Below are 9,246 nucleotides of genomic sequence, written 5' to 3' on the forward strand. Positions count from 1 at the left end.
TAGACACCACGAGATCCTTCATTAGACTGGCCGCGCCGCGGGCGCCGCGGTCTGCTCTGGTGTGCCGTGGCATATCCGGATTAGCCTGTCATTCTCCGATACAAGGACCGTGATCGACGTGAAGGTCGGCATCCCCCGCGAGGTCAAGAACAACGAATTCCGCGTGGCCATCACCCCCGCCGGCGTGCATGAGCTGGTGCGCCACGGCCACCAGGTCCACGTCGAGCGGAACGCCGGAGTCGGCTCCTCCATCACGGACGCGGAGTACGTCGCCGCGGGCGCGACCATCCTGGACACCGCCGACGAGGTCTGGGCCACCGCCGACCTGCTGCTGAAGGTCAAGGAGCCGATCGCGGAGGAGTACCACCGGCTCCGCAAGGGCCAGACCCTCTTCACGTACCTCCACCTCGCCGCCTCCCGGGAGTGCACGGACGCCCTGCTGGAGTCCGGCACCACCGCCATTGCCTACGAGACCGTCGAGACCGCGGGCCGCCAGCTGCCGCTGCTCGCCCCGATGTCCGAGGTCGCCGGCCGGCTTGCCCCGCAGGTCGGCGCGTACCACCTGATGCGCGCGGCCGGCGGCCGCGGCGTGCTGCCGGGCGGCGTCCCCGGCGTCGCCGCCGGCAAGGCGGTCGTCATCGGCGGCGGCGTCTCCGGCTGGAACGCCGCGCAGATCGCGATAGGCATGGGCTTCCACGTCACGCTGCTCGACAAGGACATCAACAAGCTGCGCGAGGCCGACAAAGTCTTCGGCACGAAGGTGCAGACGATCGCCTCCAACGCCTACGAGCTGGAGAAGGCCGTCCTTGAGGCCGACCTCGTGATCGGCGCGGTGCTCATCCCCGGCGCCAAGGCCCCGAAGCTGGTCACCAACGAGCTGGTCTCCCGGATGAAGCCCGGAAGTGTCCTTGTCGACATTGCGATCGACCAGGGCGGCTGCTTCGAGGACTCGAAGCCGACCACGCACGCCGAGCCGACCTTCCCGGTCCACGACTCGGTCTTCTACTGCGTCGCGAACATGCCGGGCGCCGTCCCGCACACCTCCACCCACGCCCTCACCAACGCCACGCTGCCCTACATCGTGGAGCTGGCGAACCGCGGCTGGCGCGAGGCGCTGAACCGGGACGCGGCCCTCGCCAAGGGGCTCAACACCCACGAGGGCCAGGTCACTTACGCCTCCGTCGCCGAGGCGCACGACCTGCCGCACGTGGCGCTGAGCACGCTCCTCGGCTGACGCGCGAGCGCGAGCTGTCAACGTGACGCGCCCGGCCGGACCTCGCTGAACGGGGTCCGGCCGGGCCGTTTCACCCACCCGCGAAATCTCCGGAACGCACTCCGTACACCCTTGACAGAGGGGTGTTCGATTGCCGACACATCGTGCCGTCTCCGGCGGATTGTGTTGCTGCGGAAGGCCGACACGCCATAGAGTCGGCCACCGTCGGCATGGTGCCACGCTGACCTATCGAGATGTTTCCTGGTCACCAAGGAGGTAGGACGACTTGTGAATGAGTCGACATTTGCTCCCGGGGGTGGTCAACCAGGAATGCCTGCACAGGGCCAGAGCGCCTCGGGGTTCCAGGCTGTCGGCTCCGTCGCTGTCCACACCTTCGAAGCGCAGAGCGCGACCACAGCCCACCAGAGCATGGATGGCCCCCACGTGAACGCCATGGCCGGCGACCACGGCGGCACGGACTCCGCCCGTCTCGCCGACTACGACGAAGTCCCCCAGGGGCACTTCTACGACCCCGATGCCGAGTACGAGCCAGACCCGGAGTACGCAGCCACGCTAGCCCCCGACGCAGCCCGACAGCGCCGGGAGCGTGTCGGCCCCACCGGCCGGCCGCTCCCGTACTTCCCGATCCCGGGACCGCTGACCGACCACGGCCCCGCGAAGATCATCGCGATGTGCAACCAGAAGGGCGGGGTCGGCAAGACCACCTCGACCATCAACCTGGGAGCCGCGCTCGCGGAGTACGGACGCCGGGTGCTGCTCGTCGACTTCGACCCGCAGGGCGCCCTCTCCGTCGGCCTCGGCGTCAACCCGATGGAGCTCGACCTCACCGTCTACAACCTGCTCATGGAGCGGGGCATGGCGGCCGACGAGGTGCTCCTGAAGACGGCCGTGCCCAACATGGACCTGCTGCCCAGCAATATCGATTTGTCAGCCGCTGAGGTGCAGTTGGTCAGCGAGGTCGCGCGCGAGTCCACGCTCCAGCGGGCCCTCAAGCCGCTCATGGCGGACTACGACTACATCGTCATCGACTGCCAGCCCTCGCTGGGCCTGCTCACCGTCAACGCGCTCACCGCCGCGCACAAGGTCATCGTGCCGCTGGAGTGCGAGTTCTTCGCGCTGCGCGGCGTCGCGCTGCTCACCGAGACCATCGAGAAGGTCCAGGAGCGGCTCAACCCCGACCTGGAGCTCGACGGCATCCTCGCCACCATGTACGACTCGCGGACCGTGCACAGCCGCGAGGTCCTCGCCCGCGTGGTGGAGGCGTTCGACGAGCACGTCTACCACACGGTCATCGGCCGCACCGTCCGCTTCCCCGAGACCACGGTCGCGGGCGAGCCGATCACCACGTACGCGTCCAACTCCGTCGGCGCGGCCGCCTACCGACAGCTCGCCAGGGAGGTGCTCGCCCGGTGTCACGCCGAGTGAGTCTGCCCGGCGCCGACGAACTGTTCCGCACCACCGGGGGCACGGCGCTCCAGCCCTCCTCGCCGCGCAGGCCCGCCAACGGCGAGCAGCAGCCGCGGGTGCCGGGACCGGCCGCCGAGCCCGACGCCCCCGCGCGGCCCGAGGCGCCGAACGGCGCCGGGGACCGGACGGCCCGGCCCGGCGCCGCCGAGCCCGAGCACGGCGGGCGAGACGCCGCCGCGCAGGGCACGGGCCAGGAGACGTCCGCCGAGCGCCGTACGGCCCCGGCCCCCGCCACCGCGCAGGAACGCCCCAAGGGCCGTCAGCCGCAGTCGGAACAGGGCTCCACCGCGGCGGCGCGCCGCCGGGCCCGGGCGGCCAACCGCCGCCCGAGCGGCCGCGAGCGTCACGACGAGAAGATCACGGTGTACGTCTCCGCCGAGGAGCTCATGGACCTCGAACACGCCCGGCTGGTGCTGCGCGGCGAGCACGGCCTCGCCGTCGACCGCGGCCGCATCGTGCGCGAGGCCGTCGCGGTCGTCCTCGCCGATCTGGAGTCGCGCGGCGACGCGAGCATCCTGGTGCGCCGATTGCGCGGTCGCTGACCGCGGGGGGCGGTAGCCTGCCCGTCTGCTGCCGGGCCCGTACGTCCGTCGCGCCCCCTGCCCGCAACCGCCCGATGGACCACGATGCCCCCGACCGACGACCCCACCGGCTCCGACGCCCCGGCAGCCCCGCCCCGCCGAGCGCTGGGGCAGGGGCCGGGGACGGCCTCTTCCGGGGCGGGGGAGGCCGTCGGGCCCGCCGACGGCCCGGGGGCTCCTGACGGTCCTGCCGACGTCTCGGTCTCCGTCACCGTCGCCGAAGGGGCCGTGGGGCCCGTAGCGGAGACGGACGCCGACAACGCGGACGCTTCGAACGCGGCTGGATCGGGCGCGAATGTTCCGGGTGCGGATGCCCCGGACGACCGGCGGTTCACCGTCCGGCTGGACAACTTCGAAGGCCCCTTCGACCTCCTCCTCCAGCTGATCTCGAAGCACAAGATGGACGTGACCGAGGTCGCGCTCTCCCGCGTCACCGACGAGTTCATGGCGCACATCCGGGCCATGGGCCCCGACTGGGACCTCGACCAGACCACCGAGTTCCTGGTCGTCGCCGCGACCCTGCTCGACCTCAAGGCCGCCCGGCTGCTGCCGGCCGCCGAGGTCGAGGACGAGGCGGACCTCGCCCTGCTGGAGGCGCGGGACCTGCTGTTCGCGCGGCTACTCCAGTACCGCGCCTACAAGCGGATCGCCGATATTTTCAGCGACCGGCTCCAGGACGAGGCGCGCCGGTACCCCCGTACGGTCGGGCTGGAGCCGCACCACGCGGAGCTGCTGCCCGAGGTGGTCATCAGCATCGGCGCGGAGGGCTTCGCCAAGCTCGCGGTCGCGGCGATGCGGCCCAAGGCGAAGCCGGAGGTGTACGTCGACCACATCCACGCACCGCTGGTCAGCGTGCGCGAGCAGGCGGACGTGGTGATCGCCCGGCTGCGGGCGGCGGGCGAGGCGAGCTTCGCGCAGCTCGCCGAGGACGCCCCCGACACCCTCACCGTCGTCGCCCGCTTCCTCGCGCTGCTGGAGCTGTACCGCGAGCGGGTGGTCGCCCTCGACCAGGAGGAGGCGCTGGGCGCGCTGACGGTCCGGTGGACCGGGGCGGCGGCGGGGGAGGGGCCGGTCGTGGTGGCGGACGAGTTCGACGACTTCGATGACGACGAGGAGAGCGCCGTGGAGAGGACACCGTGAACCCGCGCGAGGAGCCGGTGACGGAGACGGGCGCGCACATGACGGGCGAGACGGGAGTGATGGGCGAGACGGACGACGTGCGCGAGGCAGGCGACGTGCGCGAGGCGGACGGCCCGCACGGGACGGACAGCCCGCTCGACACAGACAGCACGTACGAGACGCACGCAGACAGCCCGCCCGAGGCGGACGACACGTACGAGATCCAGCCCCCGGAGAGCGCCGAGCCCCCGCCCTCGGACGCGGACGGTGACCCCGTCGGCATGAGCACCGTCGCCCGGCTCGACCTGGAGCCCGCGCTGGAGGCCGTGCTCATGGTCGTCGACGAGCCCGTGACCGAGGAGCACCTCGCCAAGGTCCTCCAGCGCCCCCGCCGCGAGATCTCGGACGCGCTGCACGCGCTGTCCGGCGCGTACACCGCCCAGGGGCGCGGCTTCGACCTGCGGCTGATCGCCGGCGGCTGGCGGTTCTACACGCGCGCCGAGTACGCGGACGCCGTCGAGAGCTTCGTCCTGGACGGCCAGCAGGCCCGGCTGACACAGGCCGCGCTGGAGACGCTGGCCGTGGTCGCGTACCGTCAGCCGGTCAGCCGTTCCCGGGTCTCGGCGGTACGCGGGGTGAACTGCGACGGCGTGATGCGGACCCTCCTCCAGCGCGGTCTGGTGCGGGAGGCGGGCACGGAACCCGAAACAGGTGCGATCCTGTACAGGACGACGAACTACTTCTTGGAGCGGATGGGTCTGCGCGGCCTGGACGAGCTGCCTGAGCTCGCCCCGTTCCTGCCGGAGGCGGACGCCGTCGAGGCGGACTCCCGCGAGGGGGTTCCGTCGTTCGACCCGGATGCACCGGACGATGCAGACAGTACCCACTCGACAACGGAACCTTGATGCGAAGCAGCGACAGGAACAGCGGCAACCGGAACCCACGGGGTGCGGGCGGCGGCAGGCGCGACGACAAGAAGCGCTCGGGCACCCCCCGGCCCGAGGAGCGCCGCTACGACGTCGGCGACACCGGCCAGTCGGGGGCGAACAGGCCCGGCGGCGTCGGGCGGTCCAAGCCGAGCAGCAAGCCGACCGGCAACCGGGGGCGCAAGCCGGTGCCCGCCCGCTCCCGCGAGCTCGACGCCAAGATCGAGGAGCGCAACCGCGAGCGCTACAGCAACAAGCCTCAGATCAAGACGCCCAAGACGTCCCCCGAGGAGGGCGAGCGGCTCCAGAAGGTCCTGGCCCGGGCCGGCATGGGCTCGCGGCGCGCCTGCGAGGAGCTGATCGACCAGGCCCGCGTCGAGGTCAACGGCGAGATCGTCATGGAGCAGGGGCTGCGCGTCGACCCCCAGAAGGACGAGATCAAGGTCGACGGCCTCACCGTGGCCACCCAGTCGTATCTCTTCTTCGCGCTCAACAAGCCCGCCGGCGTCGTCTCCACCATGGAGGACCCGGACGGCCGGCAGTGCCTCGGCGACTACGTGACCAACCGCGAGACGCGGCTCTTCCACGTCGGCCGCCTCGACACCGAGACCGAGGGCATCATCCTGCTCACCAACCACGGCGAGCTGGCCCACCGCCTCACCCACCCCCGGTACGGCGTCAAGAAGACCTACCTCGCCGCGATCCAGGGCCCGCTCCCGCGCGACCTCGGCAAGCGGCTCAAGGACGGCGTCGAGCTGGAGGACGGCTACGCCCGCGCCGACCACTTCCGGATCGTCGACAACGTCGGCAAGAACTACCTCGTCGAGGTCACCCTCCACGAGGGCCGCAAGCACATCGTGCGCCGGATGCTCTCCGAGGCCGGCTTCCCGGTCGAGAAGCTCGTACGCACCCACTTCGGCCCGATCGCCCTGGGCGACCAGAAGTCCGGCTGGCTGCGCCGGATGACCAACACCGAGGTCGGCATGCTGATGCGCGAGGTCGAGCTGTAAGGCGTCGCCGTCTCCCGGCGGGGCGGTCCCGGTCTGTGTTCCACCGGCCGGACCGCCCCGTCGGCGTATGCACGGCCGTACGCGCGCCGTGCCGGCTACGCGGCCGACGCCCGCCGCACCCGCACAAGGAAGTCCTCCACCCGGGCGCGGTCCGGTTCGGGCGGCAGGGGGGTGCGTACGGCCGCGGCGTCGGCCTCGTCGCGCAGGCGGGTCATCCAGGACTCGACGGCGGGCCAGGCCAGCTCGCCGCGCCTGACCGCCAGCAGCGGCTCGCGCTGGTCCCCCACGTCCACGGTGAGCGTGCCGGTGCGCAGCAGGTCGCGGGCGGACATCAGGAGCCGCAGCAGGTGCATGGCGTGCTTCCAGCGCGGTGCGCCGTGCGTGCGGACGTCGGCTTCGAGTTTCCTGAGCTGGCCGAGCGCGTAACCGGAGAAGGACTGGTGCGCGCGGCGGGAGAGGAACGCGGGGCGCAGGGCGAGCAGTTCGCGGCCGGTGTCGTCGAGGCGGCCCACGAGCGGGGAGTGCAGGCACTCCAGGACGTTGGGGTTGGCGCGCAGCGCCAGTTCGCAGAACCGCTCCAGCTCCCAGGAGAACCGCTCCGCCTCCGGGCCGTCCACGTGCGTCGGCGGCTTGTCGAACCGCCAGAACAGGGGCGTCGGCGCGACGAAGACGCCGCGCCGGTCGGTGTCGCTGTCCTCCGTCGCCAGCCCGAACGCCCGCGAGCCCATCACGCAGTCATAGATCGTGTGCTCGCGGACAAGGGCGTGACCAGCGGATTCGGGAGCTTCGGGGGATTCGGCCATGGCCGGATGGTGCCATGGGCAGCCGCCCGGAGGCCGCTGAATTTCGGCTCAGGACCATACCTCCAGCCCCAGGGCCCGCCCCGCCTCGTCGCGCCGCACCTCCATCATTCCCTCGACCGCGGTGCGGTTGATACGCCCGTAGACGTGCGGGAACAGCGTCCCCGGCGAGACCCCCGGCGGCGGCGCGCCCGCCGCGTCCTCCCAGCGGACCATGACGTCCAGCTTGTGCTCGTCGATCAGCAGCACCATCAGCGGCCCCACCGCCTCGCGGTAGAACGCCGTGGCGACGGCGAGCGCGACGGTCTCGTCCGGGGAGCAGTGCACGAACCCCTCGGCGGCGAGCGAGGCGGGCGCGTAAGGGCGGTCCGGAACGGTGAGCCAGTCGTCCAGGGGCACCACGTGGAAGATCATGCACACGGTTCTACCGGACGGCGGTCCGCCCCGGAGGCAGACGCGGACGGCGCCCGCCGATTCCCGCGCGGTTGGACACCGGCGCCGCGCCCGCCGGCCACTGGTTAGGGTGAGAGCGCAGCAGGGCCATCGAGGCCACCGACGGGCACAGGGAGCGATGACGTGGCGGTACGAGCGGTCCGCGGAGCCGTACAGCTGGAGCGGGACGAGGCCGGGCACCTGCGCGAGCAGGTCTCGGAGCTGCTCACCGCGATCCTGGACCGCAACAGCCTGGGGCCGGACGACCTGATCAGCGTCTGGTTCACCGCCACCCCCGACCTGCACAGCGACTTCCCGGCCGCCGCCGCCCGGATGCTCGGCATCACGGACGTACCGCTGATCTGCGCGCAGGAGCTGGACGTCGCCGGGGCCATGCCGCGCGTCGTGCGCATCCTCGCGCACGTCGAGACGGACACCGAGCGGTCGAAGATCGCGCACGTCTACCTCGGCGCCGCGGGCGCCCTGCGCAAGGACATCGCCCAGTGAGAACCGCGCTCGTCATCGGCACCGGCCTGATCGGCACCTCCGCCGCCCTCGTGCTCGCGGGCCGCGGCGTCCGGGTGCACCTCGTCGACCACGACCCCGCCCAGGCCCGTACGGCCGCGGCCCTCGGCGCCGGGTACGACGAGGAGCCCGAGTCCACCGTCGACCTCGCCCTCGTCGCCGTGCCGCCCGCGCACGTCGCCCCGACGCTCGCCGACGCCATGCGGCGCGGCCTCGCCCGCGGCTACGTCGACGTGGCCAGCGTCAAGGGCGGCCCGCACCGCGAGCTCCAGGCGCTGGGCTGCGACCTCAGCCGCTACATCGGCACCCACCCGATGGCCGGCCGCGAGTCCTCCGGGCCGCTCGCCGCCACCGCCGACCTCTTCGAGGGCCGGCCGTGGGTGCTCACCCCCACCCGCGACAGCGACACCGAGGTCCTCAACCTCGCCCTGGAACTCGTCGCGCTGTGCCGCGCCGTCCCCGTCGTCATGGACGCCGACGCCCACGACCGGGCCGTCGCCCTCGTCTCGCACACCCCGCAACTGCTCTCCAGCATGGTCGCGGCCCGGCTGCGGGACGCCGACGACACCGCCGTGCGCCTGTGCGGGCAGGGCATCCGCGACGTGACCCGGATCGCCGCCTCCGACCCGCGGATGTGGATCGACATCCTCGCCGCCAACCCCGGTCCGGTCGCCGACGTCCTCGCGGCCGTCGCCGCCGACCTGGACGAGACCGTACGGTCGCTGCGCGCGCTCCAGTCCGCCGACGAGCGGGAGCGGGCCGAGGGGACCGCGGGCATCGACGACGTCCTCCGCAGGGGCAACGCGGGCCGCGTCCGGGTGCCGGGCAAGCACGGCGCGGCCCCCGCCGTCTACGAGACGGTCCGGGTCCTCATCGGCGACCAGCCGGGCGAGCTGGCCCGTATCTTCGCCGACGCGGGCCGGGCCGCCGTCAACATCGAGGACGTCCGCATCGAGCACGCCAACGGGCAGCAGGCGGGCCTCATCCAGCTGATGGTCGAGCCGCAGGCGGTCCCGGCGCTGTCGGCCGCTCTCCGCGAACGGGGCTGGTCGCTGCGCTGATGCGCGTCGCCGAGCTGGACATGCACCCGCTGGACGCGGCGGACGAGACGGGCATCGACCGCAAGCGGAGCGCCCAGGAGGAGCACGGCCT

General features: G+C 72.4%; 10 protein-coding genes and 1 pseudogene. 9 read left to right on the forward strand and 2 right to left on the reverse strand.

Features of this window, described 5'->3' with window-relative positions; translation table 11 throughout:
• The first annotated feature begins 109 nt into the window (after positions 1–109).
• From ald to AB0I22_RS37810, 6 genes are all read left to right on the forward strand, one after another.
• On the forward strand, positions 110–1,234 hold the full coding sequence (gene ald, locus AB0I22_RS37785; RefSeq protein WP_363135561.1) for an alanine dehydrogenase: 1,125 nt from the start codon (positions 110–112) through the stop codon (positions 1,232–1,234).
• A 309-nt stretch (positions 1,235–1,543) separates the two neighbouring features.
• Positions 1,544–2,659, forward strand: a complete 1,116-nt coding sequence (locus AB0I22_RS37790) for a ParA family protein (protein WP_030886862.1) — start codon at positions 1,544–1,546, stop codon at positions 2,657–2,659.
• Positions 2,644–3,243, forward strand: coding sequence for a hypothetical protein (locus AB0I22_RS37795; protein ID WP_363135562.1), 600 nt, complete (start codon positions 2,644–2,646; stop codon positions 3,241–3,243). The genes AB0I22_RS37790 and AB0I22_RS37795 overlap by 16 nt, the downstream gene beginning before the upstream one ends.
• 84 nt (positions 3,244–3,327) lie before the next feature.
• Complete coding sequence (locus AB0I22_RS37800) at positions 3,328–4,422, forward strand: segregation/condensation protein A (protein WP_363135563.1); 1,095 nt, start codon at positions 3,328–3,330, stop codon at positions 4,420–4,422.
• Positions 4,423–4,682: 260 nt separating this feature from the next.
• Positions 4,683–5,306, forward strand: coding sequence for an SMC-Scp complex subunit ScpB (scpB, locus tag AB0I22_RS37805; protein ID WP_363135572.1), 624 nt, complete (start codon positions 4,683–4,685; stop codon positions 5,304–5,306).
• Positions 5,306–6,337 (forward strand): pseudouridine synthase, encoded by a 1,032-nt coding sequence (locus tag AB0I22_RS37810; protein WP_363135564.1) that lies wholly within the window; start codon positions 5,306–5,308, stop codon positions 6,335–6,337. The genes scpB and AB0I22_RS37810 overlap by 1 nt, the downstream gene beginning before the upstream one ends.
• Positions 6,338–6,432: 95 nt before the next feature.
• On the opposite strand, the gene AB0I22_RS37815 is transcribed toward AB0I22_RS37810, so the two are convergent.
• Both AB0I22_RS37815 and AB0I22_RS37820 read right to left on the reverse strand, forming a co-directional pair.
• Positions 6,433–7,140: a nucleotidyltransferase domain-containing protein gene (locus tag AB0I22_RS37815; protein WP_363135565.1), complete on the reverse strand. Its 708-nt coding sequence runs from the start codon at positions 7,138–7,140 to the stop codon at positions 6,433–6,435.
• A 48-nt stretch (positions 7,141–7,188) separates the two neighbouring features.
• A complete protein-coding gene (locus AB0I22_RS37820) occupies positions 7,189–7,551 on the reverse strand; it encodes a DUF952 domain-containing protein (RefSeq protein WP_363135566.1) in 363 nt (120 codons plus the stop codon).
• A gap of 162 nt (positions 7,552–7,713) precedes the next feature.
• Here AB0I22_RS37820 and aroH point away from each other — a divergent pair, with 162 nt between their 5' ends.
• The 3 genes and pseudogenes from aroH to AB0I22_RS37835 form a co-directional block, all read left to right on the forward strand.
• Positions 7,714–8,076: a chorismate mutase gene (aroH, locus tag AB0I22_RS37825; RefSeq protein ID WP_363135567.1), complete on the forward strand. Its 363-nt coding sequence runs from the start codon at positions 7,714–7,716 to the stop codon at positions 8,074–8,076.
• The gene (locus AB0I22_RS37830) at positions 8,073–9,155 is read left to right on the forward strand and encodes a prephenate dehydrogenase (protein ID WP_363135568.1); all 1,083 of its coding nucleotides are present in this window, start codon (positions 8,073–8,075) and stop codon (positions 9,153–9,155) included. The genes aroH and AB0I22_RS37830 overlap by 4 nt, the downstream gene beginning before the upstream one ends.
• A pseudogene (locus tag AB0I22_RS37835) lies at positions 9,152–9,246 on the forward strand (succinate dehydrogenase/fumarate reductase iron-sulfur subunit); the annotation flags it as partial. The gene AB0I22_RS37830 and the pseudogene AB0I22_RS37835, both read left to right, overlap by 4 nt.

The organism is Streptomyces sp. NPDC050610 (assembly GCF_040654875.1).
Classification (GTDB): domain Bacteria; phylum Actinomycetota; class Actinomycetes; order Streptomycetales; family Streptomycetaceae; genus Streptomyces.

Bases quoted from the DNA above. Each gene is read 5' to 3' on its own strand.
- AB0I22_RS37790 (WP_030886862.1), top strand. From the start codon at position 1,544: ATGCCTGCACAGGGCCAGAGCGCCTCGGGGTTCCAGGCTGTCGGCTCC.
- AB0I22_RS37800 (WP_363135563.1), top strand. From the start codon at position 3,328: ATGCCCCCGACCGACGACCCCACCGGCTCCGACGCCCCGGCAGCCCCG.
- AB0I22_RS37815 (WP_363135565.1), bottom strand. From the start codon at position 7,140: ATGGCCGAATCCCCCGAAGCTCCCGAATCCGCTGGTCACGCCCTTGTC.
- AB0I22_RS37820 (WP_363135566.1), bottom strand. From the start codon at position 7,551: ATGATCTTCCACGTGGTGCCCCTGGACGACTGGCTCACCGTTCCGGAC.
- scpB (WP_363135572.1), top strand. From the start codon at position 4,683: ATGAGCACCGTCGCCCGGCTCGACCTGGAGCCCGCGCTGGAGGCCGTG.
- AB0I22_RS37810 (WP_363135564.1), top strand. From the start codon at position 5,306: ATGCGAAGCAGCGACAGGAACAGCGGCAACCGGAACCCACGGGGTGCG.